This is a genomic window from Paenibacillus etheri (assembly GCF_001012825.1).
GTDB classification, from domain to species: domain Bacteria; phylum Bacillota; class Bacilli; order Paenibacillales; family Paenibacillaceae; genus Paenibacillus_AQ; species Paenibacillus_AQ etheri.
In genome coordinates this window covers 15,221-39,413 of sequence record NZ_LCZJ02000028.1, presented here as the reverse complement: position 1 = coordinate 39,413, position 24,193 = coordinate 15,221, and the positions used below count along the sequence as shown (strand labels likewise).

Genomic DNA, 24,193 nt, shown 5'->3' with positions numbered 1-24,193 from the left:
TTCAAAAAAAGCTCGCTCCCTAGAAAGCCAACTTCGGCTCAATGGGGCAAGCTTTTTCCGTTTACTCTGCGAAGCTGTAGGTTGGATCCGTCAGGTTCATTCTTTCTTTAATGCCTGCGGTGGCATAGATTTTGTTGTCGTCGGTAATAAAGAAAGCTTCAACATCAGGTAAAGATTCAAGATATTTCATGCCATCTTCGATTCCCATCAAGAATACCCCAGTGGATAAGGCATCTGCATCTGTTGCATTCGGACTCATAATGGTAAGGCTTTTGAGACCGTTCTGAGAAGGATATCCTGTGCGTGGATCAAGGATATGATGGTAACGAATATTGTCCTGCATAAAATACCGTTCGTAAACACCAGAAGCATCGATGACCTCATCTGAGATTTTAATAGTTCCTAGCTGTGTGCCACGGCTTTGATCTGGGTCCTGCAATCCGATATTCCAATCCGTGCCGTTTGGCTTCTTACCAAGTGCAATAATACTGCTGCCTCCGAGGTTTATCATAGCGCTATTTAGATCTTGCTCTTTCAAATAATCAGCGATACGGTCTGCAGCATAACCTTTACCAATACCGCCTAGATCCAGCACCATATTTTCCTTCATCAGCTTTACAGTTTTCGCAGCCTCATCAATTTCAACGTCCTTGTAATTGGTTAGGCTCTTGGCTTTATCGATATCAGCTTGAGGAGGGACCTTATCTCCACCACTACCTATATTCCAAAGATCGATTAGCGGACCGATTGTAGGATCAAATAGCCCGTCCATTTCCTTTGCATATTGAATGGATTGTTTAATAACATCCAGGGTCTCGTCAGAAACAACAACCGCTTCTTTTCCTGCTGCCTGATTGACTGCGTAAACCTCTCCACCTTCTTTGGTACGGCTAAGCTCCATATCCATTCGCTCCAGCATGTGCTGGATATCATCCATATTTTTCTGTTCTACAGTAGCACCGAACACTTTGATATTCACAACAGTATCATAAATATAAAAGGTTTGAGAGAGAGACTTTTCCTCTCCTTTTCCGGATGTTGTTGCGCTACCCGTAGTTCCCGCTGTTTTATCGTCCTTATCTTTAGTAATTAGCCAAGCGCCGACAGCTATGACGGCGATGACGATTACAACGAGGATCAGCGTCGTTTTTTTGTTCTTGAACATATTCCACCATCCATAAAGTTAATTTCTAAAACAAAACACATTATTTATATCATAACCCAGATAACAAGTTGATGGAAATTAATTTCATGACACATTTAGGGATATAATCGGGCGACATAGAAAAAAGCCCCGTATCCTGATTCGGAGCGGCGCTACAGATTTAGAAATAAACGATGCTACTTAATCGAGCATATATTCACTGTATTTATTCTTGCGAGGGTTTAATACGAAGAGGATACCCTTGGCATATCCGCTAACGGCTTTGAAATTCCGCTTTAGGGTTGCTTTAACCGTCAGACAAGACAATGTCCAGATCAAAGCAGCATAATTCATAAACGGAGCTTTTCGCAAGTTGAGCAGATAATAGTGGTTGATGGCAGTAGCTCGTGCTACAACGCCCGCCTTATCGCGAGAACCTGGCGACTCATGATGGATGATCTTCATGTCGGGGTTAATCACGAGCTTGCCATAGCGGCTGGCCAAGTGGGATAAATAAATATCCTCGGCTATGGAGTAGCTTGTCATCCATGGATAGGGCTTAATATCACGCAGTGCCGAGCGCCGGAAGGACATATTACACCCGTGAAAAAAATCCGTTTCAAATACCTGCTTCTTCTTTCCCCAAAGGAATTGCGAGCCTGCAAACATACTTGCCGACAATCTGCCTGGTGATCCGGACATTTGTCCGGTTATCATACCGAACAGCCTGCTTGGAATGCTACTATGTATGCCTTTTGCTACACCACCTACACCAACAATGGAATCATCGGCTGCATAAGTATCTAGCAGTCGTCGAATATATAAGGAGTCATCTAATTCTGCATCGTCATCTAAGTGGAGCACAATTTCTGAGTGGATCAGTCCTAGCGCTTCGTAACGGGAAAGCCAGAGGCCAGGCTTAGTTTTGCGATGATAATGAAGTTCAGCCTGCGGTAATCCAGTTAGTATTTCACGATAATAAACTAATCTGTCCTCAGGGATCTCACCGTCGTCCACAATCCATAGCTCGATGGAGATGTCCTCAAGCTGTGTCTGCTTGCCAATGGACTCTATGCACACCGTAAGGTCGTCGATTCGGTTACGGGTAGGAATCACTATAGATATATCATACATATCTGAGCTCCCTTCAGGACTTTTTTTGTCCGCTAATCTGAATGCAGTCTTCCGGCAAAATGGTTACCTTTATTCTATCTGTCCTGAAGAAGAGCGTATATACCACTTTCGTATACTTTTAGTTGGGGCTCAGGTCTAATGAGATTTTTTTAAAAAAAGTTAAGTTTGTATTTTTCGGTTTTTAACTATATAATAGTAAGCGACGAATATTTAGTTATCAATCTTATTCAGCAGTACTAATGAACAATAATATTAGGAGGTTTTTTTCATGAGAATAGATATTTGGTCCGATTATGCGTGTCCATTTTGTTACATTGGTAAAAGACGTTTAGAGAATGCGCTGAGTCAGTTCCCGAACCGAGATCAAGTAGAGGTGGTATTCCGTAGCTTTCAATTGGATCCACATGCAAAATTGAATGAAACTCAGAGTATTCATGAGATGCTGGCTTCCAAATACGGTATGACGATTGAAAAAGCAAAAGCAATGAACGCACAGCTAGCTGAGCAAGCCCAAGATGTGGGATTGGATTTCCAATTCGATACAATGAAGCATACGAATACTTTTGACAGCCACCGCCTGAGTCACTTTGCAAGCTCAAAAGGAAAAGGTGCAGAAATGTCCGAACGTCTGCTACGTGCCTACTTTACGGATTCATTGAATCTTGGAGATCGCAGTGTACTTGCTACACTTGCTGCTGAGGTAGGGCTTGATCAGGTAGAAGTAGCGGCAATGCTGGAGACAGATGCTTACACAGCTGAAGTGAATGGAGATATCGAAGAAGGAAGCCGTCTGAATATTACCGGTGTGCCTTTCTTCGTATTCAACAATAAATATGCTTTATCCGGTGCACAGCCTGGACCTGTATTTACAGAGGTGTTGGATACCGTGTGGGCGGAAGAACAAGCTGGACCAACACTGCAAGTGGTTGGCAAAGGAAAATCTGACGTATCTACGGATGATGGCTGCACGGACGGATCTTGCAATATATAAAGTTCGTATAGTGTGGAGAAGAAGAGATGGAGAAGTTTCTATTTCTTCTTTTTTTAGTTCCGAAACTCTGCTCTTGTTAATTCATAATCAATAGAAGATTGCCATTCTCCAAGTTGGTTTTTCCACGAATTCAAATGAAGGGCAACTTTACGAAAGCCAATGTTCTCATATACATGCTGAGCTCTTGAATTCTTGGCGTTGGTATCGAGAACGATTGTGCGATAGCCCATATTCACAAATAAGAAGTTAATCAACATGGTTAAAAATACTGTTCCAAAGCCTTTATCCTGTTCATTAGAATCACAGATTTTGATGCCAATTTCTGCAGTGCCGTCGGCAATGGTTCTGTAATTCATTTCTCCTGATGGGACACCATCGATGTCCAGTATCAAGCGGCGATTAAGATCGGTGTCAGTTAGAAGGTTTTGCAATATATCCTGCTCTGTGCAGCCGATGCCATTAGGAAAACCGGCATGTGCCATAAGCTTTCCATCGTTCCACCAGCTGCATAAGAGGGGGACATCATTTGCTGTTGCATTGCGTATGACTAAATTTCCATTCTCTATATACATAAATTCCTCATCCATTCCTTTGAATTTCATGAAGAGCTTAACATACACACGATTTCACCTGGAATGGAGAGTTCATATTAAATTAAGTTTTACACACTAAAAAGACAAGCGCCCCCGAATCCATCCGGGAATGCTCGTCTTTTTAAGATGTGTTTATCTAAAAGAAGTGATAAAGCTTGTGAACAAGGTGCGGACATCGTACTGATGCTGATTGATTGGCTCGATAGGCCGGTTAATCCCGAGCAGTGTGTATACTGCAGTTCTAGCTGCTCTGATAGAGTATTCTTCCGTGAATACAACATCATCTGGAATTTCGCAATATTGTCCAACGAAGGCAAGGTTAGTAGAGCCTTCTGGAACTACTTTAGGTCGGTCACTGTTTAATCTAGGCATGAATTGTGAAGTGATATAAGGCATCATACATGGAATACAGTTAGCAGTTGCCATGATCTCATCCTTATGTTCTTCGAAATGAAGATGACCGATTAATTCTTCCATAATTTCTTCTCCGGTACATTCGCTCATTTTCTTCTTCACGAAGTCTCCTACGTTGTCAGGGTACAAACCGTAGCCCCAGAATACTTTCACATGCTCCGGTTGATTGCGGAAATGCGGTTGGAAGGCTAAGACAACGGACATCAACCAGTTCGAATCTTTAAAGGTAACCAATGCGCCAGTACCTGCACGATTGCGAGTGAATTTCTCCATAAGATCGAAGAATTTGGAATCTTGGAAGGTCACGGTAAAGGACTCCCATTTCGACCCATCTACATGATCATCGAAGGAGGATGGATTGCCGAGACCTGGTTTTTTGGCGGCGATGTTCTCCCATAATTTCCATGAGCTACCCTTTCCGTTGAGACGTGGGGCAGAGGTCATAGATCCAAGGCTGGAGCCTTCGGTCATAGAGCCGTTCGTGACGATTACAATATCGTCTTCGCTTATGTTAATAACGTCTGGGGCACCTTGGCGTAGGACGTTCATTTGGGTTACGGTAATGCCATCTCCGTCTTTGAACTGCAGGTCAGTTACTGTACATTTCAGTGTAAAGTCTACACCGAAGCCTTCGAGATATTTGTGCATTGGTAAGATGATGGAATCATACTGGTTATAAGGAGTGCGTGTTACGCCTTCCAGGGTTTGAATTCTTGGGAACTCATGAACGAAGCGAATCATATATCGTTTAAGCTCTACTGCGCTATGCCAAGGTTGGAAGGCAAAAGTAGTAGCCCACATGTACCAGAAGTTCGTGGTGAAAAAGTGTGGACCAAACCAGTCATTAATCCGGGCTTTTCCCATTTTTTCTTCCGGTGTAATGATCAATTTACCCATCGCAAGCCGGTCAGCCATATCGAAGCCCATGGATAATACATCTTCCACCTCACCGTTGCGGTTAACGAGTCTAGCGTTGCCATGTGTTGGATTGGCGGTATCGAATTCTATAATCTCTTCTCTAACGGATTTCTCAGGATGGTCGAGGGAGGGAATCGACATGAGTAAATCCCATGTATTCTCATAGGTCTCATCGTTGAGCATCCGGCCACCGCGAATGACATAACCGTGCTCAGCGTCACCTGCACCGTCGTTGCTGCCACCGAGAATCTTCATCTCTTCAATAATGTGAATGTTCTGTCCCGGAAAGTCACAGTCTCTGACCAGGTAAGCCGCGCCCGCTAAGGATGCAATTCCGCCACCGACAAAATAAACCTGTTTATTACCGTACTCTTTTTTCACAATGGTCGCCTCCAAGTTGTTGTTGAAATAATCACATTCTTAATGTAAACCAACTCCAATTCCGAAGGTATAATCAAACCTTTTAGAGTGTATGGATTTTAGTCATTTCGGTCTATCTGTCTAGTTTTTAGACAAAAAAACCGCTGCAACCCAAAGGTTACAACGGCTTATTCTCATACTTGTGCAAGGCTTTTAGAATATTTCCCTCAATGAGTACACTTAGCTTCTCGATAATATGATCCGGATGTTCCTTCATCCCATCTCTCATCCACTGAATAACGAGGCCTGTGAAGGCTAGCGTATAGAAATTAGCAATGAAGTGCTTATCTTCTTGACCAACCGCCATCTCGTTGGACAATTCGTTTATAACACCCATAATGAGATCATTCGTCACTTCGTATAGATACGCATCCAGATGGTTTCTGCCCAGTGAGTTCAAGGTGTTGCAGCAAAAAGTTTTATTCCGTTCGATGTAGCAGAAGATTCTATAAAAACCGTCCGTCCATGTGCTATAGCTTCGATACTGGGCGATGCTTTCTACAGCCTCAGTCTTATAGATCCAACCCAGTAAATCAAATATGTCCTGAAAATGATAATAGAAGGTTTGTCTATTTAGTCCACAATGGTCCACGAGCAGTTTGACTGTAATTTTATTGAGCGACGTATGTTCCATTAGTTCTTTTAACGAATGGGACAATGCATTTTTGGTGAGAAAAGAATTGGACAACGATCTATCATCTCCTCCATTCAAGCTTTCGGCCACTGCTTAACCAGCAGACGAATTCCTTCCGCCAATAAACCGAGTGCAAATCCGCCACATGTAAAAAAGAAAAAAGCCAGGAATCCCGCGAGATCCTCCCAACCGGACATCTCTCTAAAGGTGTAGCTTAGCATAATTACTGAACCGATGATTATTCCTGTTGTAGTGATTAACCAGAGTAGACGAGCTCCGAGCCACCCTAAGACATTGACGATACCAGATACGACAATGGAAAAAAGGGCGAAGCGCAGCAAGAGTATGACATCCAATGTATAAGCCATCATAACGAATCTGTGCAGGATGAAAAGCAGCCATAGACAAACACAATAAACAGCCATCCAGATAAACCAACGGTTACTTTTGGCAGCAGGCAGGAATTTCATTTCTGGCTCACCTCTTTTTCCAAAGTACGAACGTGTGCAGTAGGGATTATATGGAGAAAGATTCCAGTTCTTCTGCACTTTGCAGAAGATGATTCAGCAGGTTCGGAATGTCCTCCATCTGCTCCTCAGTGATTTGCCTTTTGAATCGCAGCTCGATGCAGTTATTGTAGGTTTCGCCATCTTGACCATAAATGAAGCTTAAAGACTGTACCGGCTGAAATTCTGGTCCCCAGATCGCTTTGAGAATGCTTTCGATGGCCTGACATTCAGTAGAGATATCTTCGACCTCCATATAAAAACGTAATGAAAGATTGCAGCCGGGATCGGTATTAGGAACTTCCAATATTTCATCGCTAAGATCTTTTACAGATGAAGTTAGGAAGACTTCGGCAGTTACGTTCCTGCCTGTAGCTAATTGGAAGGAAAGGCTAAATTCTCTGGACATCAATGCCATATTCAGAAGGTCGGAACGATCCGTAACTACCAGAATTCCGTCCAGATTATCGTAATCATAGATTTGGTTCTCAAAAGCAATTTTAATATTATCGAAGACAGTAGGATGGAACAATAATGGCACCTTCTTTTGTTTATTAGTATTGTAACATGATCTAAATAGAAGTGAAAAAGATGCCCAAGGACCATATGGACCGGGCATCTTTCGCGTGTTACTCCATGACCTTAAACATGCCCGTCATGCCAGGGGCGTGATTCTGAAAGCCGTATCGCTCATAAAAGGTATCATTGCCATGTGATGCGAAAAGTCCGACGAACGCGCTAGAAAAACATTGAGATCGAATATAGTGTAGTAGCTGCTCAATAATGACATCACCAATGCCCTGGCCCTGATATTCGGGAAGCACGGCCACGTCCTGAATGTAAAAATACATGTGACCATCTCCGACGATCCGCCCCATACCGATAACCTTGTCTTCCTGTACAACGACCATACCATAAACCGAATGAGCCAGAGAGGCTGCGGTCATTTCCGTATTCACATTTCCCCAACCGACAGCTTCCCATAAGGAGGCATGCTCCTCGGTCGTGGGTAAACGTCCAATACATTCATAATGATGTGCTGTTGTCATAGCTAATCACCCATTCTTTGTTAAGTTATTGTAGCGATTGTAGTGTAGTAAGCTCCACTGTAATCAGCCCCCTTAGGATGAATGGGTATTTACTGTGATCTTGTTAGTTCGTAGGTGCAGGTGCAGTATATTTTAGGAATGTCTTCGGAATTGGGCTTTCGAAGGTCATTAACTCTCCCGTAGTAGGATGGATAAAAGAAAGTACGCGAGCATGCAGACCTAGTCGGCCTACCGTTTTGGTCTCCGCACCATACTTCTTATCTCCTGCGATCGGATGGCCGATATCCGCCATATGCACACGAATCTGATTCTTGCGTCCAGTTTCAAGCTTTACCTCAAGCAAGGAGAAGTGGCGGTTCGCCTGAAGGAGCTTATAATGTGTGATCGCATGCATACCGTCGCCTTCATGAGGACTGGAGTACATTTTCAGGGTAGAGGTTTCTTTTAACCAAGAGCTCACCGTACCTTCAGGTCTTTTAACGGCGCCCTCGACTAGTGCTACGTAAGAACGTTCCTTCACGGTATCCTTCCACGTAGTTTGCAGTGCCTGCTGGATCCGCTCGCTTTTGGCAAACATCATTACCCCAGACGTATCGCGATCCAAGCGGTGAACGACAAAAATTCGGTTCTTAGGATTGCTGACGCGCACATGCTCCATAAGCTGGCGGTAAGCCGTCAATTCATTTTCTTCCGCAGTGGCAATGGATAGCAGTCCAGCATCCTTCTGAACAATGATTAGATCATCATCCTCATGGACGATGGTAAGTCCGATCATTTCAGCTACTTGTACGGGCTTCTCTTGATCAATCGTCACGGTTTGACCCGGGTGCAATTGAAAATTATGCTGCGTGACTGCCTTGCCATTTACCGCCACTTGTCCACGCGAGAGGATAGATTTGATCGCATTTCGTCCACGGCCTGTGATGTGGCTGAGTAAGAAGGGTAACAGCTCAGAAGGTTCATTTACTTTAAAAGACTTGGTTGCAGCGGGTGCTTTAGCTTTATGATTAAGCTTGCCATTTGGCTTGCTGTGGGAACGAGTACCTCTTTTGGCTGTTTCTTTAGGATTTCTTCTTGAGTTCATGAATACATTCTCCGTCCTTTAATATTGTACTCCTCAATATACCATGGGCTGTTAAGAAATACTATGTGAGGGTAGAAAGAAACTTATACGATTCACAGATAGATTAACTGAGCTAGTCCAATAAGCAGAAATAAGCTGAGGTATATCCAGCCTAAGTGCAGGGACACTGAGAGAGAAAGGTGAACCGTCGACAAGAATTCTAGTAAAGCAGTTGCAGATTTATCTGGGCGTCCCGTTGGTTGGACCTGCGGAAAGGGGATAATACTAACCCGTCTATGTAGCATACAGCGACCTGAGAACGTTTTCGAGCGCCTAGTGGGGCGGTCGTAACACGAAAATCTGGAGTCTGGGGCTGTTCAATACTCCGATGCTCAATTTTGCGTAGATTGAAGCATTACGTATGGAATTTATATTTTTACTTAGGTCAGTATCCAGTGGTTTCTGCGAACGCTCATTAGGGGAAGTGGGTGCTTCGTGTGCTTTTTTTATTTTTAAAGCTTGGCTCAAAAGAAGAGCTTTTATGTAAATTTTCCAAAACAAGAAGTGGCAGGATGATTTCACGAGTGTTGCTCAATACACCATTGACCGCTAAACTAAAGATAGAAACGCTTAAGGGGTTATGAGAGATATGAAGATGCAAGCACCTACTATTGAACAGGCGCAGGCTGAGCTGCAGAAATATTACGGTTATCCAGATTTTCGGGATGGTCAGAAAAAGATTGTTCAGAACTTGCTGGAAGGTCGCGACACGTTGGGGATACTCCCTACTGGAGGCGGAAAATCGATCTGTTATCAAGTTCCCGCATTGCTGTTACCCGGGTTGACATTAGTGATCTCACCATTGATCTCGCTGATGAAGGACCAGGTGGATGCATTAACTACGGCAGGTATTCCGGCAGCCTTTATTAATAGCACGTTGAGCGGAAAAGAAGTGAATGAGCGGATTCGAGCTGCCCGTCGGGGCGATTTGAAGCTGCTATATGTCGCGCCCGAAAGGCTAGAGCTGGATTGGTTCCGTCTGGAGATGGCCGAGCTGTCTATTTCCTGCGTGGCTGTTGATGAGGCGCACTGTGTATCTCAGTGGGGACATGATTTTCGAACGAGTTATCTATCAGTATCTCCATTTGTAGATGAGCTGCCGGAGCGGCCGATCCTTGCTGCATTTACGGCCACAGCGACGCCCGAGGTTATGGAGGACATGGTTCGGTTGCTGCGTCTGCGCGAGCCGGGTATTTTCATGACTGGACTCGGAAGAGATAATCTAGCAATGTCTGTGCTACGTGGAGAGAATAAGCGGGAGTTCGTCATGGACTATACTGCGACGCATTCCCACCAACCCGGAATTGTATATGCGGCTACACGCAAAGAAGTGGATGATCTATATCAGAGGCTGCAGGCTTCAGGGATAGCGGCAGGCCGCTATCATGCAGGGATGAATGATCAGGAGCGGGCCGATAGCCAGGAAGGCTTCCTATATGACGATATCCGGGTCATGGTGGCCACGAATGCTTTTGGAATGGGGATTGATAAATCCAATGTCCGCTACGTAATTCATTACAATATGCCAAAAAATATGGAAGCTTATGTTCAGGAGGCTGGTCGTGCTGGTCGTGACGGTGAACCTAGTGAGTGTATCCTGCTCTTTAGTGCACAGGATATTATGACGCAAAAGTTCCTGATCGAGCAGAATCCGCAGGATACGGACCGCAAAGCTAACGAATATCGCAAGCTTCAGCAAATGATTGATTATTGCTATACTACCCGTTGCTTGCGTAGTGCCCAGCTTGATTACTTCGGTGAGGTCCATGAAGACAAGCTATGCGGCATTTGCAGCTCATGTACAGATGAACGAGAGCTAGTGGATATGACCGTTGATGCGCAAAAGATTTTCTCCTGCATCCATCGCATGCGGGAACGTTATGGAGTAGCGTTGGTGGCTTCTGTGCTTAAAGGTTCTCGCAATCAGAAGGTGATGCAGTATGGTTTTGATAAGCTGCCGACCCACGGTGCGATGTCGAGCCGGACGGAGAAGGAGATCTCGGAGAGTATCAATGTACTCATCTCTGAAGGATATCTGGCCTTATCGGAAGGACAATATCCAGTAGTACGGCTCCAGCCATTGGCTGCTGAGGTGCTGCGCGGACAGCGTGAGGTCATGCAGCGAGTGGCACGGCCATCACGTGCAGGTGCGGCATCCGGTACACGGGTTCGTAGCCGCGGACATGACTTGTCACCTTCGGCAGTCAATGAGACCGTCTTTGAGCAGCTTCGTCTGATCCGGCGGGAGCTGGCGGGACGAGAGCATGTGCCATCCTATATTATTTTCAATGATGCAACGCTGCGTGAGATGAGTGTGGTTTGTCCGCAGACCGAAGCGGAAATGCTGAGGGTGAAGGGCGTAGGGGAAGTGAAATACCGGAAGTATGGTAAAGCATTCCTGGAGTTTTTTCAAAATGAAATGTAGAGAAGGTCGTGTAGCATGAAAATCATCCTAACCACATTAAACGCCAAATACATCCATACTTCACTGGCGATTCGTTTGCTAAAAGCTTACAGTGAGCATGAATTTAAGGATATTCATTTGGTAGAGTACACCATCAAAGATCCCGTGATGAATATCGTGTCCGACTTGTTTCAGAAACGGCCGGATGTGATTGGTTTCTCCTGTTATATTTGGAATATCGAAGAGACACTTAAGCTAGTGGGTATCCTTAAGCAAGTGATGCCTGAAGTTACGATTGTTCTCGGTGGTCCGGAAGTTTCTTATGAGCCACTGCATTGGATGAAGAGAGAGGCTGGTGTTGACTTTATTGTCAACGGAGATGGAGAAGAGACCTTTCATCATCTGCTGCAGGAGCTGAGAGACGACCGTAAATTTCATTTTGTGTACGGAGCTGCTTATCGTAAGGGAGAAGAGATCATTGTAAATCCACCTCGTCCCAAAAGCGATCTAAATACGCTGCCTACACCGCATCGTTTTCCCGAGGATATTCCAGATTTGAGCAAACGTATTGTTTATTTTGAGACAAGCCGTGGGTGCCCGTTTAACTGTCAATTTTGTTTATCCAGTATTGAGGTAGGCGTACGTTACTATGATATTGAACGAGTGAAGTCTGATCTCCTCTACTTAATTGAAAATGGTGCCAAAATCATTAAATTCCTGGACCGCACCTTCAATATCAACCGTAACTATGCGATGGAAATGTTTCAATTCCTGATCGATAATCATCAAGGCTGTGTGTTCCAGTTTGAAATCACAGCAGATATCATGCGGCCAGAAGTTCTGGATTTCCTGTCGAAGAATGCGCCTCCGGGCATCTTTAGGTTTGAGATTGGTGTACAGTCTACGAATGATGAGACGAACGAGCTCGTTAAACGTCGCCAGAATTTCAAGAAGCTGTCTCGTACAGTAATGAAGATTAAGGAAAGTCGTAATATCGATCAGCATCTAGATTTGATCGCAGGGCTTCCAATGGAGGATTACACCACCTTCCGTAAAACCTTTAATGATGTATTCGTTATGGAGCCAGAAGAGCTGCAGCTTGGATTTCTCAAAATGCTTCGCGGGACGGGTCTGCGCGCACAGGCGGCAAAATATGAGTATACGTATATGGAACATGCCCCTTACGAAATTCTTAGTAGTCATATGATGTCCTTCTCGGATATTATCCGTTTGAAGCGGCTTGAGGATGTGCTGGAAAAATACTGGAACAGCCATCGGATGGACCATACGGCCAAATACTTGATTCGTCACGTGTTTGATTCACCATTCGATTTCTTTCAGGAGTTCGGTGATTATTGGGAGGAGAGAGGTTGGCAAAAGATTGGGCACCAGCTAGAAGATCTCTTTACCCGTTTGCAGTCCTTCTTGATAGATCGTGGGACGCCGTCTATGGATATTATTACTGGGCTAATGAAGCTTGATTATTTCCTAGGACACAAGTATAAGCCTCGCAAAATCTGGTGGGATTTCGTGCTGGATAAATCGGATTGGTCGAGTTACTTGAAGGATATCGCTGCTAATCCGGGTCAAATCTCTGCTCAGTTGGCAGAAGCCGGACTCAGTGAAAGAGAGCTGCAAAAATATACGGTGCTTGAAGTACTACCGTTCTCGCTAGAAGCGGTGCTGGAATCCATTAGCGGTCTTCGGGCGGATGGGGGTTCAGAGGGAGAGGAAGCGGACATTATCGACGAGGCTTTGCCTTCTTCCGAGTCGTTATTACAGGGAGTCGCAGATAGCGGTTTAGAAGAGTCTGTCCAAACCACAAGCTCGTCTGTAGCCGTAGCTGAATCAACTTCCGTTCGAGAAGGTCGCACACTGCTAATCGTAATGTATCAGCAGAACGAGAGCCAACGCGCTCAGTACTATACGCTGCCGTTGTAAAATAAATAGGGTGGTTCGGAAGAAGTTGCTTAATAGTTGGAAGGATAGACCGTCTAGAAGTTGGATTGCTTTCGTTTGAGAACCTGCTCATAAATCAAAGTGCCCACACCAAGTGCCAATGTTTATCCTAATCAAAAATAAGGGGTGTCCCAACTAGCCATTTCACGGCTCTTTGGACACCCCTATTTGTACTCTTAAGCTGTAGTCGTAACCTCAGAAGGGAGATGCTGGTCTAACCAGTTAAGCACATTGGCTGTAACTTGATCCCGATTCACCTCGTTAAGCATTTCATGCCTGCCTCCTGGATAGAGCTTATACTCTACGTCCGATATCCCTCGTTTCTTGTACAGCTCTGCAAGACGAGGAATGCCTTGACCGTTCATCCCGACAGGGTCCTTATCCCCGCCAAATATATAAATGGGCTTACTTGTACATAATGTTCTAAGTGATTCCTCGGAATGAATCTCCCTTAGTAGGTGGAAGAAACCACGGAAAAAGCGTGTCGTACAAATGGCTCCGCAGAATGGATCAGAAATATACTTATCTACTTCCTCAGTATCGCTGCTCAGCCAGTCATATGCTGTTCTTACAGGAGAGAAGGTACGGTTGTAACTGCCGAATACTAAGCTGTTCAGCAGTACACTGCGGTGATGTTCACCCTTAAGCTTAAGCTGTGCACTGGCCAGAGATTCTCCAAGGCGCAGCATACCGCGAGGACCATTTGTACCGCTTAGGATAAACCCTGCATAGATTTCATTACCTTCTTCACACATCAGCTTTTGGGCCAGAAAGGAACCCATGCTATGAGCGAATAGAAAGATGGGCTTTCCTTCATGTTTGGAGAGCGCTTTGGCAGCTACCTGCAACAGATTGCGCCGCATCCAATAAAACCCGTCTTCCCCAACATCGCCGAGCAAATTGACTTGACCAGCGGTTCTACCATGTCCCCGGTGGTCATTGACATATACTGCATAACCTATTCCGGTTAATGCTTCCGCAAAACGAGCGTAACGGACAGCCGTTTCACACATTCCGTGAGAAATTTGCACGACTCCCCTAACTGGAACATCGGATTCAGGTAACCATTCATAGACATGGATATTTACACCTATGGGATCCGTTAAGGTAAAACTGTTTTCCTTCATGGTCCATTCCTCCTAAAGGTTCTCGATTTATGGTAAATAAGAGCGAAGCACAGTAGAATGACCTTCGATAGCATAACGGCCGAGGCTGGAAGGAATCAGATAGCACTCTCCTGCCGCATAAGGCTGAGAGCCGCCATCCCAAGTAAGATGTCCGCTGCCTTCACAGATCACTAGAATAGTGAAGCTGTCTTCTGTAGTGGTGAGGCCCCAAGAACCATTTACAATTCCTTTTTCCACAATAAAATATGGCGAAGCGGCAAGTTGCAGCCACTCTCCAGGGACTGCGTTATCTGTCTTCATCGAAGTAGCCCCGGCGCCTTCATAAGCTGTAACATTAAGTGAATCTTCAATATGAAGCTCACGTGGCTTTCCGTCCAGGCCTGGACGGTCATAGTCATAAATGCGGTATGTAGTGTCGGAATTTTGCTGGATCTCTGCTACAACGACACCTGCGCATAGCGCATGAACGGTTCCGGCTGGGATATAGAAGGAGTCTCCTGCGGAGACAGATACTTCTTGAAGACTATCCATGACAGTGCCATTCTCCAGTGCTTCTCGCAATGTTTCACGGTCTACGCCATCTTTAAGACCATAGATGATCTTGGCACCTGGCTTAGCATCTAATACGTACCACATCTCTGTTTTTCCCAGTTCACCTTGTGGCAATCCCTCATAATCATCTGTAGGGTGGACTTGAACGGAGAGATTGTCGTTGCAATCCAGCAATTTGATTAGTAGAGGGAATCTTCCACCTGCTTCTGATATTCCTTTGCTTCCGAACCATTCATGCCCGAATTGCTCTCGAATTTGATCCAAGCCTTGACCGGCTAACTCTCCGTTTACCACCGAAGACGTGCCATTCGCGTGATCGGCGATCATCCAGCCTTCGCCAATATGTCCCTCTGGCAGATCTAGGCCGAATTTCTCCAGCGCGCGGCCACCCCAGACACGTTCTTTAAACTCCGGTTGAAATTTCAAAGGATATGGTTGAGTCATTAGTACATCTTCCTTCCAAATATAAGATGGTTTGATTGTTTACAGACTAAGATGAGATTCCTTTTTTCTTCTCGAGCGCAATCATATAAGGTGAATCCGTGCGCTGCAGCTGGCGATAAACAATGCTCTGCGCTACCTTTTGGGAAACAGCCGCTGCCCAAGATTCAACAGCATCGGCTTCAAGATCTCCGCCTGCGTGACCTGGATATAGTACAGCTGTAATGATTCCGCCTGGACGGAGTAACTGGAGTGAAGCCTCCAAGGCGGCAATGGTGCTATCAGTCTGGGTGATGATGTTCTTGTCGGCCTCTCCTGAAGGCAAGTAACCCAGATTGAACATTACAGCTCCAACCGTGCCATGCCAGATTGCTGGAACGGCTTCAGCCATTTCGGCGTGACTACGTTCCAGCAAGGTAACGGCAGCGAGCGAGGGAGCTTCCTCTATTGCAAGCCGCAGGCGCTCTTCAGCCAGCGTCAGTGCTGCAGCTTGGATGTCGAAGCCATAGACTTCTCCACGAGTTCCGGTTGTTTTGGCTAGAAAAAGCGTATCAGCACCAGTACCTACAGTGGCATCAATTGCACGGTCACCTAAAGTTAGCCGCTCAGAGATTAATTTATGAGCAAAGCTTAAAACGGACATAAAGCCCATTAGCTTTTCCTCCAATACTTACCCTGCCAAGTATCACGAGCAACAAGCTCATCGTCAATGGCATTTAGCACTTCCCATTTCTTGAGACTCCACATCGGTCCGACTAAAAGATCCCGGGGGGCGTCTCCAGTCAAGCGATGTACAATCATTTCAGGGGGCAAAATTTCGAGTGAATCGGCAATCAGCTTTACATACTCGTCCTGTTCCATAAATCGTAGCAATCCAGCTTCGTATTGCTTCACCATTGGTGTTTTGCGCATGAGATGCAGAAGGTGAATCTTAATTCCTTGCACATCCATGCGAGCCACAGCAGATACCGTTTCGAGCATCATTTCATGCGTCTCCTGTGGAAGTCCGTGAATGATATGGGTGCAGACACGAATGCCGTGACGCCTTAGCTTCTCAACAGCATCTACATAACACTGGCTATCGTGTGCCCGATTAATTAGCTCAGAAGTGGAGTCGTGTATAGTCTGAAGACCCATCTCTACCCACAGATAAGTGCGTTCGTTTAGCTCCGCTAAATATTCGACAACATCATCTGGCAAACAGTCAGGCCGTGTAGCAATAGATAGTCCAACGACACCTGGCTGCTGCAAAATCACTTCGAAATATTCTCTGAGCTCTTCGACCGGAGCGTACGTATTGGTATAGGCCTGAAAATATCCGATGTATTTAGCGTTTGGCCATTTTAGATGCTGCTTGTCACGGATATTATTAAATTGGGTGACTAGATCATCTCGGCGACTTCCCGCAAAATCACCAGAACCTCTGGCACTGCAAAAAGTACAACCACCTTTAGCGATGGAGCCGTCACGGTTGGGACAGGTAAAGCCTGCATCAAGCATAACTTTGAATACCTTGGTGTTCATGTGTTCACGCATTTCATAATTCCAGGTATGAAAACGTTTATCTCCCCAAAGCCGCGGAGGAGTTGTGTATTGAAGATTAGACACGAGGAGCTCCTTTCTGAAAATATAATTCATGGATAAGTATCCTTATCCTTATATTTTTCTGAGACGGATGGCATCCTTATAAAAGAGAACACACAGCCGTTTCTTTATAACCCAATACATTGTATCAAAAAACAGAGCTCGGCGTAACATTCACTCCCGGTACTGGCATGAAAAATAGGTCGCAAGTAAGGCGCTTTCAACTTGAAAATGCTTACATAGTATGTTATATTCAGAGTGTGAAAAGCTGCTGTGGCATAAAGAAATTCAGCCAGGAGTTCATAATTTCGTGTTGTCCGATCCATAATAATAACCGTGAGGTGATAGCAATGAATTCTCAAACGGTATATGCTGAGGGTAAAGATTCGATTGAAGTCCACTTAACGCCAGACGAAGCCCTTGCACTAACAGGTGTGGAATTTAACGGCAACCCTAAGATCAAGACAGATGCACAGCGTAAAATTCGTAGTGCATTCGAAAAAAAGACATTTGCCAGCTCAAACACAAAGTAGATCCTAATCTACCGGACAAGAATGAGTCTTAATTCTAAATATACTAACGAAGGAATTTCTCTGGATAGCTCATTTAAGAGCTGAACCAGAGAATTCCTTTTTCTTTTTTACCCCAATCCCTTTACTTTTCGGGACAATTTCGGCACAATATTGCAAGTGACAGTTATCGTATAAGAGATAATCGGAGGAATACCTATGCGTTTACGCGGAAGAAAAGGAATACGTGAAAGTTTGGAAGAACAGACCGATCTAGTCATTCTTGACCCTCGGAGTTATAAAGGTGAGTGGTCCAAGCTGTTCCGAAATGATCATCCGATCCATGTGGAGTTCGGAATGGGCAAGGGACAGTTTATCAGCCAAATGAGCTTCAAATATCCCGATATTAATTTTATCGGCGTTGATATGTATGATGAGCTGATCCGACGTGCTGGAGATAAGGCTAGAGCAGTATGGGAGCCGGCAGGTCATGAGACGCCTCCTAATCTGAAATTGGCACTCGCCAATATTGATTATGCAGAGGAAGTATTTGCTCCAGGAGAGCTCGAACGAATTTATCTTAACTTCAGTGATCCGTGGCCAAAGAGTAAGCATGCACGGCGTCGTTTGACACACCCGCGTTTTCTTGACAAATATCGCGGGCTGTTAAGCGGTTTAGGTGAAATTCATCTAAAAACAGATTCCCGAAGCCTATTTGAATTCTCATTAAATGCATTTGCGGACTTTGGTTTACAGATGAAAAATATCTCTTTGGACCTACATGCGGACGGCATCATAAATGAGGATCATATTATGACGGAATACGAGACGAAATTTGTCGGACGTGGTGTGAATATCCATCGTTGCGAGGCAATTGTAGGTGCGGAAGCACTCAAGCAGTATCAAGCTACCCGATTGGATAAATATCGGTTGTAGTTACAAAGGACTGCTCCAAAAGACGTGTTTCAATAAAAAAGCGGCAGCCTCCAAGTGGTTTGGAGGCTGCCGCATTTATTTATTAACTATTCCAGTAATTCGATAATGCTCTGAGCACATTGCAATGGGTGGTAACGGGCGATTTCCTCAAGATGAAGTTTTCGCTTATTCTCCACATCTTCGTAATTGTGTAAGAGGCGTTCCATCCACATCACGACTACTTCTAGAGATTCTATCGGCTCTCCGAAACCTGCTGCGGTAAAATAGCGGCAATTCTCCTCCTCCTGCCCAGGCAGAGGGTTGTAGAAAAGCATCGGTATTCCTTTAGCGAGCCCTTCACTGCAGGTCATTCCACCTGGCTTTGTGACGAGCAGATCGGATACTTCCATAAGTTTATCAATCTCACGCGTAAAACCGATTAGGGAAATATTAGGATGATTATAACGTGGATCTTCCTTCATTTCACGCAGCAGCTTATCGTTATTTCCAAGACAATAGACAATCTGAATCTTGTCTCGCCAGTCTGCCAGACAGGCATTTACAACCTGATCGTTCATGATCCCCCAGCCGCCGCCCATGACGAGTACTGTTGGGATATCCTTTAAATTGAATTGCTGTCGAATCTCCTGCTTTCCAGGATGCTGCCAAAAGTTAGGATGTACGGGTATACCTGTTACCTGGATTTTCGCAGCAGGAATGTTTCGCATACGCAATTTGGATTTAACCTCTGGTGTTGATACCAGATAACGGTCTACCTCTGGACTGATCCAGCTGGCATGCGCGTCATAATCCGTTATAACAGTTACGAGTGGGACTTTTAGGGTAGGATCCACCCTCTTAAGACGAGATACTACAGCACCCGGAATGAAATGTGTGCAGACAATAACGTCAGGTTTCAACTGCATAACAACATTTTTAGTATGCGTATAAAATATACGATGCAGGGCAAGCGTGGTAAGACGATTAAATGATTTCTGGTGACGGTAGACGTACCCCATCAGTTTTGGCTGAGTCGTTACCGTCTTACGGTATGCGGACAGAATAATGGGTGCCATTTTGGGATTTAGGAAATTCCCAAGCTCTAGCACCTTCGTTTGTAAATTAGGTGACAGTTGGCGCAGACTGCTCGACAACGCATAAGCTGCTTGTGTATGTCCTGCGCCAAAGCCTTCTGAGAGTATTAAAATTCTTTTTTTTTGCAATTTTGATTCACCTATTCTCAAAGGTTTTCCCGGTTTAACCATATATACTTCAGATCCATAAGGCTATAGTGCCCGCTGCAACACTGGTTCCGATCACTAAGCCTGCAAAGACATCAGATGGATAATGTAATCCCAGATAAATGCGTGAAAACCCGACAATACAGGCCAGCGGCAGCAGAATAACGGTCAAGGCAGGAAATGCTACCATATATGGGACTGTTGAAGCAAAGATAGCTGTAGTATGACCAGAAGGAAAAGAATGATCCTTCAATGGATTGCGAAATGTGTTCGTATCCGGTAGGGCCAGATAAGGCCGCATACGTGGATACAGTTTTTTGGCGATAGCAACGGGCAAGTGGCTAACCGCCAGAGCCGTCATTGTTTGCAGGCTAGCAGTTCTCCATGGTTGAGGAGCAAATGCCCATATCAGTATGTTGATAACAATTGTGCTTGTAGCTCCACCCAAATGAGTGAGATAGAAGAGCCAAAAGTTCAGAAAGCGATTATGCATTCGTCCGTTGATCCACTTAAAAAGGTGCCGCTCCCAGAGATGTAACTTCATGAATAAATGTCTCATATCTTGTCCCTCCGCCAGTCGGCTACCGATAACAGGTGCTTATGAGCAGTCCGTTCTTTAGCATTAGATCTGTCTTAATCATACTTTTTAAAGGTAGTCCATTTCAAGGAAAAGCTCAGTTTTGCTAGAAATTTGCTAGTTTTGACTTAGAGCCTCTAACGCCGTACAATGATTCAAGCGGACTAAACATGTTTAAAAGGGTAAGAGATAAATAAGTTTCCGAAATAATGGAATCCATACAATTCTTTTAAACAACACATATAAAAATTGTGAAGTCTGCCTAGAATAAGAATACTCTTGGTCTATTGTTAAGGGATGCAACAAAAGGGTCAGAAGGAACGTCAAGCAAGCTAGAGAGAAAAAAAGAACACCGAGAGTGAAAAAAGGGGGCATCAAAAGGTCATGACAGACGCACTGTTTGTTACGCTCCAAGTGATTTTGGCAGCAATCGCAGTATATCAGTTTACCTTTTCGTTATTTGGTCTGCACAAGAAAAAGACAAAGACAAAGTATAAGCCAGAAAAAACATTTGCAGTACTTGTTGCTGCACATAACGAGGAAGAAGTCGTCGGCGCGTTAATGGAGAACCTGAAGCAGCTTAACTATCCTTCAGAACTGTTTGACGTATTTGTAATTTGTGACAATTGTACAGATGGTACAGCACGCATCGTTAGAGAGCACGGAATGAACGCTTGTGTCCGCACTAACCCGAATCTGCGTGGTAAAGGTTATGCAATTGAATGGATGCTCAAGGAGCTTTGGGGCATGCAGCGTCAATATGACGCAGTCGTAATGTTTGATGCCGATAATCTGGCACATACTGAGTTCCTAATGGAGATGAATAATGATCTTTGTTCAGGAGCACGTGTTATTCAAGGTTATATTGATACCAAGAATCCAGAGGATTCCTGGATTACTGCTGCGTATGGTGTGTCGTATTGGTATATTAACCGTTTGTGGCAACTTTCACGCCATAATTTGAATATGGCGAACTTCCTTGGCGGAACAGGAATGTGTTTCGAGACTAATCTCCTTAAAGAGATGGGCTGGGGAGCTACAAGCTTGGTTGAGGATCTGGAGTTTACGATGCGCAGTGCATCTCATGGTGTATATCCTAAGTTCAATTATGATGCAAAGGTTTTTGACGAGAAGCCACTAACTTTCAAGGCCTCTTCAAGACAGCGTCTGCGCTGGATGCAGGGACACTTTACTGTAGCTCGTCGTTATTTTTTTCCATTACTTTGGCAAAGTATTAAAGAACGTAGCTTAACGAAGTTTGACCTCGCGCTTTACGGAGCAAATGTATATATTGTGTTGCTCACCTTTTTAATGACGGCGGTAATGTGGGTGGATATGGCCCTTTTTAACGGACCGAATATTGCTAATATTTACGGTAGCTTGCCAGTCTGGCTTGGTTTCCTTGCGATCGGTTTGAATCTGGTGACCTTTGGGATTGCGATGGCTTTGGAGAAGGTTAAATTTAAGAAGGTGTACGCTTATCTGGTGTTCTTCCCGATTTACCTGATCTCTTGGTATCCTATTACGTTCTATGCGTTCTTCACGCAGAACAACAAGCAATGGAGCCATACCAAGCATACGCGTGTCGTAAGACTTGAAGAAGTGCAAAGCAAGCAGGTGTAAGACATCTAAGAATATTGAATAAAAGAATTGACACTCCGTTTGGAGTGGTGTATAGTATTCAAGTACGCAAATCATAGGGATTGCAAGAAGAAGCACCTGCTTCTCACCTGACTGGCATATTCGCCAGCTGGTTTTGATCTCAATGCTTTATGAATGTTAATGTTCATGAACGTTGATCAAACACGGGGTGTCGGGTGTTACCGGCACCCCTTTTTTATGGAGTAAGGCAGTATATTTGTTAAAAAGATCCGGAGGTGGAGAGTTATCAGTAAGGAACATATGATCAATGATGAAATTCGGGCCAAAGAGGTACGGTTGGTTGGTGCGGAAGGTGAACAAATCGGAATTAAACCGATCCGCGAAGCGTTGCAAATGGCGATCGATCTTAATCTAGATTTAGTCAATGTAGCACCCCAGGCTAAGCCGCCGGTATGCCGCATCATGGATTACGGCAAGTTCCGTTATGAAACGCAGAAGAAAGAGAAGGAAGCCCGTAAGAACCAGAAGATCGTTGATATCAAGGAAGTCTGGTTCCGTGCTAACATTGAGGAACATGATTATCAAACCAAGTTCCGCAATGTGATCAAGTTCTTGGGTGAAGGCGATAAAGTAAAGTGCTCCGTACGTTTCCGCGGACGTGAGATTACACATGCGAATATCGGCCAGAAAATCCTCGAGCGTGTTAAGAACGAAGTGGCTGATATATCTGTTGTTGAGCGCCAGCCTAAGCTGGAAGGCCGCAGCATGATTATGATTTTGGCTCCTAAAGCCCAATAAAACTGGAGTCACTTGCTTACCTGCAATTTGGCGCCGCATAATATTCAAGGAGGAAACACCATGCCTAAGATGAAAACACATAGCAGCCTGAAAGGTCGCTTCAAAATTACCGGAACTGGTAAAGTAACACGTTACAAAGCTCACAAAAACCACTTGCTGTCCCACAAATCTAAACGCGCTAAGCGCGTTCTGAACGGTAATCCAGTAATGGCCCCTGGGGATGTAAGACGTTTGAAACAAGGATTGGCTAACTTGAAATAGTTTATCACACATTTTTGGGAGGTTTATTAATATGGCAAGAGTTAAGGGCGGATTTGTAGTTCGTCGTAGACATAAAAAAGTGTTGAAATTGGCAAAAGGTTATTTTGGTTCAAAACACCGCATTTTTAAAACAGCTAAAGAACAAGTAATGAAATCGATGGTTTACGCTTACCGCGACCGTCGTCAAACTAAACGTAACTTCCGCAGACTGTGGATCGTTCGTATTAATGCAGCAGCTCGTTTGAACGGTCTTTCTTACAGCAAGCTTGTATACGGCCTGAAATTGGCTGGTGTAGAAGTTAACCGTAAGATGCTGGCTGATCTGGCTGTAAATGATCTTAATGCATTCAACTCCTTGGCTGGTATTGCCAAAGAAAAAATCAACGCGTAAGTGTTGTAATATAATCGAAAAGCACCGCCTGCGGGTTGCCCATGCAGCGGTGCTTTTTTGTGTGGTATGAAGTATATAAAATGGGGAGGATATTCCTCAGCTGTTAAAAAAATGAGGGAATAACTCCGCTTGATGCAGAGTTATTCCCAGTACTTCACAGTATTGAGCTCGGCAGCGAGCTTTTTACTGATGGTTCTTCTTACTTTGCGTAGTTCAGAACGTTCATTAGCCGATTCACTGATCAGTTTCTCCTCATCGGTCTCTGGGATTATGGCAGGAACCGGAGTGGGAGTACCATCTTCTCCGACTGCAACAAAGGTAAGGAATGAAGTGGCAGCGACAGCGCGCTCACCCGTATATAGGTTTTCTGAAATGATCTTTACGAATACCTCTATGCTTGTGCGTCCGGTCCAAGAAACGAAGGATTCGAAGCATACGGAGTCTGTAGGTCGGATGGGCCTCAAGAAGTCAACAGAGTCTGTAGAGGCTGTAACGACATTAGCACGGCAATGACGCATAGCTGAGATGGAGGCTACTTCATCAATGCCGCTCATAAGCTTTCCGCCAAACAAAGTTTTGTGATTATTAACATCATTAGGGAAAACGCGTCCGGTTTTGAAGACACGGGATTCACGGCAATATTTAAAAGCCGGCATCGTTTGTGGATTTTTTTCATCGGTCATATCTGATAACTTCCTTTCAGTGCAAATACTAAGCAATTATAATAATAGAAAACACATAAGTGTGCAATAATATTTGTAGTATGTTGGAATACTATACAGAGGAGTTAAAGGTTTTCTAACATCATCCAAACATGATTATAACATGTCATGTCATGGAAAGCGGTTACTTACGAAAAAGTACAAATAATTATTGACCTGAGGTCATTTATGGACTGGATTTTAG

The 24,193-nt window shown here is 44.6% G+C and carries 25 protein-coding genes; 9 read left to right on the top strand and 16 right to left on the bottom strand.

All coding sequences use genetic code 11. The features are described 5' to 3' along the window. Positions 1-61: 61 nt before the first annotated feature. Positions 62-1,165 (bottom strand): FAD:protein FMN transferase, encoded by a 1,104-nt coding sequence (locus UQ64_RS17700; RefSeq protein WP_060624863.1) that lies wholly within the window; start codon positions 1,163-1,165, stop codon positions 62-64. A gap of 180 nt (positions 1,166-1,345) precedes the next feature. After that, on the bottom strand, positions 1,346-2,278 hold the full coding sequence (locus tag UQ64_RS17695; protein ID WP_060624861.1) for a glycosyltransferase family 2 protein: 933 nt from the start codon (positions 2,276-2,278) through the stop codon (positions 1,346-1,348). Between the two features lie 268 nt (positions 2,279-2,546). Between UQ64_RS17695 and UQ64_RS17690 the strand changes: the two genes are divergently transcribed. Next, on the top strand, positions 2,547-3,269 hold the full coding sequence (locus UQ64_RS17690; protein ID WP_060624859.1) for a DsbA family oxidoreductase: 723 nt from the start codon (positions 2,547-2,549) through the stop codon (positions 3,267-3,269). A 53-nt stretch (positions 3,270-3,322) separates the two neighbouring features. On the opposite strand, the gene UQ64_RS17685 is transcribed toward UQ64_RS17690, so the two are convergent. The 7 genes from UQ64_RS17685 to UQ64_RS17655 all read right to left on the bottom strand — a co-directional run bounded on the left by UQ64_RS17685 (position 3,323) and on the right by UQ64_RS17655 (position 8,887). Next, entirely contained in the window at positions 3,323-3,889 is a 567-nt protein-coding gene (locus tag UQ64_RS17685) for a GNAT family N-acetyltransferase (RefSeq protein WP_209445828.1), read from the bottom strand. A 105-nt stretch (positions 3,890-3,994) separates the two neighbouring features. Beyond that, positions 3,995-5,575: an oleate hydratase gene (locus UQ64_RS17680; protein WP_060624858.1), complete on the bottom strand. Its 1,581-nt coding sequence runs from the start codon at positions 5,573-5,575 to the stop codon at positions 3,995-3,997. 157 nt (positions 5,576-5,732) lie between these two features. After that, a complete protein-coding gene (locus UQ64_RS17675; RefSeq protein ID WP_060624856.1) occupies positions 5,733-6,302 on the bottom strand; it encodes a TetR-like C-terminal domain-containing protein in 570 nt (189 codons plus the stop codon). Between the two features lie 20 nt (positions 6,303-6,322). Continuing rightward, positions 6,323-6,718: a hypothetical protein gene (locus tag UQ64_RS17670; RefSeq protein ID WP_060624855.1), complete on the bottom strand. Its 396-nt coding sequence runs from the start codon at positions 6,716-6,718 to the stop codon at positions 6,323-6,325. A 46-nt stretch (positions 6,719-6,764) separates the two neighbouring features. Continuing rightward, positions 6,765-7,286, bottom strand: coding sequence for a hypothetical protein (locus UQ64_RS17665; RefSeq protein ID WP_060624852.1), 522 nt, complete (start codon positions 7,284-7,286; stop codon positions 6,765-6,767). Positions 7,287-7,383: 97 nt separating this feature from the next. Beyond that, positions 7,384-7,803 carry a GNAT family N-acetyltransferase gene (locus tag UQ64_RS17660; RefSeq protein WP_060624850.1) on the bottom strand — a complete coding sequence of 140 codons (420 nt, stop codon included), beginning with the start codon at positions 7,801-7,803 and terminating at the stop codon, positions 7,384-7,386. Between the two features lie 103 nt (positions 7,804-7,906). Then, positions 7,907-8,887: an RluA family pseudouridine synthase gene (locus tag UQ64_RS17655; RefSeq protein WP_060624849.1), complete on the bottom strand. Its 981-nt coding sequence runs from the start codon at positions 8,885-8,887 to the stop codon at positions 7,907-7,909. Positions 8,888-9,515: 628 nt separating this feature from the next. On the opposite strand from UQ64_RS17655, the gene recQ reads away from it, so the two are divergent. Next, positions 9,516-11,351 carry a DNA helicase RecQ gene (gene recQ, locus UQ64_RS17650; RefSeq protein WP_060624848.1) on the top strand — a complete coding sequence of 612 codons (1,836 nt, stop codon included), beginning with the start codon at positions 9,516-9,518 and terminating at the stop codon, positions 11,349-11,351. Positions 11,352-11,366: 15 nt separating this feature from the next. Beyond that, positions 11,367-13,271: a B12-binding domain-containing radical SAM protein gene (locus tag UQ64_RS17645; RefSeq protein WP_060624847.1), complete on the top strand. Its 1,905-nt coding sequence runs from the start codon at positions 11,367-11,369 to the stop codon at positions 13,269-13,271. A 194-nt stretch (positions 13,272-13,465) separates the two neighbouring features. Here UQ64_RS17645 and UQ64_RS17640 read toward each other — a convergent pair whose 3' ends face one another. Genes UQ64_RS17640 through mnmL form a run of 4 tightly spaced genes read right to left on the bottom strand, consistent with a single transcriptional unit; the run spans position 13,466 to position 17,017 of the window. After that, positions 13,466-14,416: an alpha/beta fold hydrolase gene (locus tag UQ64_RS17640; protein ID WP_060624846.1), complete on the bottom strand. Its 951-nt coding sequence runs from the start codon at positions 14,414-14,416 to the stop codon at positions 13,466-13,468. Between the two features lie 27 nt (positions 14,417-14,443). Next, positions 14,444-15,412 carry a type I phosphomannose isomerase catalytic subunit gene (locus tag UQ64_RS17635; RefSeq protein WP_060624845.1) on the bottom strand — a complete coding sequence of 323 codons (969 nt, stop codon included), beginning with the start codon at positions 15,410-15,412 and terminating at the stop codon, positions 14,444-14,446. Between the two features lie 46 nt (positions 15,413-15,458). Then, on the bottom strand, positions 15,459-16,061 hold the full coding sequence (gene mnmM, locus UQ64_RS17630) for a tRNA 5-(aminomethyl)-2-thiouridylate-methyltransferase MnmM (protein ID WP_060624844.1): 603 nt from the start codon (positions 16,059-16,061) through the stop codon (positions 15,459-15,461). Further along, entirely contained in the window at positions 16,061-17,017 is a 957-nt protein-coding gene (gene mnmL, locus UQ64_RS17625) for a tRNA modification radical SAM protein MnmL/YtqA (protein ID WP_156417595.1), read from the bottom strand. Before mnmL ends, mnmM begins: the two co-directional genes overlap by 1 nt. A 326-nt stretch (positions 17,018-17,343) precedes the next feature. On the opposite strand from mnmL, the gene UQ64_RS17620 reads away from it, so the two are divergent. After that, positions 17,344-17,526 carry a hypothetical protein gene (locus UQ64_RS17620; RefSeq protein WP_060624842.1) on the top strand — a complete coding sequence of 61 codons (183 nt, stop codon included), beginning with the start codon at positions 17,344-17,346 and terminating at the stop codon, positions 17,524-17,526. 195 nt (positions 17,527-17,721) lie between these two features. Then, positions 17,722-18,438, top strand: coding sequence for a tRNA (guanosine(46)-N7)-methyltransferase TrmB (gene trmB / locus UQ64_RS17615; protein WP_060624841.1), 717 nt, complete (start codon positions 17,722-17,724; stop codon positions 18,436-18,438). Between the two features lie 86 nt (positions 18,439-18,524). Here trmB and UQ64_RS17610 read toward each other — a convergent pair whose 3' ends face one another. Next, positions 18,525-19,640, bottom strand: a complete 1,116-nt coding sequence (locus UQ64_RS17610) for an MGDG synthase family glycosyltransferase (protein WP_082651183.1) — start codon at positions 19,638-19,640, stop codon at positions 18,525-18,527. 49 nt (positions 19,641-19,689) lie between these two features. Next, entirely contained in the window at positions 19,690-20,217 is a 528-nt protein-coding gene (locus UQ64_RS17605) for a phosphatase PAP2 family protein (RefSeq protein ID WP_060624839.1), read from the bottom strand. A 402-nt stretch (positions 20,218-20,619) separates the two neighbouring features. Between UQ64_RS17605 and UQ64_RS17600 the strand changes: the two genes are divergently transcribed. The 4 genes from UQ64_RS17600 to rplT all read left to right on the top strand — a co-directional run bounded on the left by UQ64_RS17600 (position 20,620) and on the right by rplT (position 23,287). Continuing rightward, positions 20,620-21,858 (top strand): glycosyltransferase family 2 protein, encoded by a 1,239-nt coding sequence (locus UQ64_RS17600; RefSeq protein WP_042185708.1) that lies wholly within the window; start codon positions 20,620-20,622, stop codon positions 21,856-21,858. A 279-nt stretch (positions 21,859-22,137) separates the two neighbouring features. Next, on the top strand, positions 22,138-22,635 hold the full coding sequence (gene infC, locus UQ64_RS17595; RefSeq protein ID WP_042125071.1) for a translation initiation factor IF-3: 498 nt from the start codon (positions 22,138-22,140) through the stop codon (positions 22,633-22,635). Positions 22,636-22,695: 60 nt separating this feature from the next. Next, entirely contained in the window at positions 22,696-22,896 is a 201-nt protein-coding gene (gene rpmI, locus UQ64_RS17590; protein WP_036679507.1) for a 50S ribosomal protein L35, read from the top strand. Between the two features lie 31 nt (positions 22,897-22,927). After that, entirely contained in the window at positions 22,928-23,287 is a 360-nt protein-coding gene (gene rplT, locus UQ64_RS17585; protein ID WP_042125073.1) for a 50S ribosomal protein L20, read from the top strand. A gap of 140 nt (positions 23,288-23,427) precedes the next feature. Here the strand turns inward: rplT and UQ64_RS17580 are convergent, their stop codons facing one another. Then, positions 23,428-23,970 carry an acyl-CoA thioesterase gene (locus UQ64_RS17580; RefSeq protein ID WP_042185711.1) on the bottom strand — a complete coding sequence of 181 codons (543 nt, stop codon included), beginning with the start codon at positions 23,968-23,970 and terminating at the stop codon, positions 23,428-23,430. Positions 23,971-24,193: the final 223 nt, after the last annotated feature.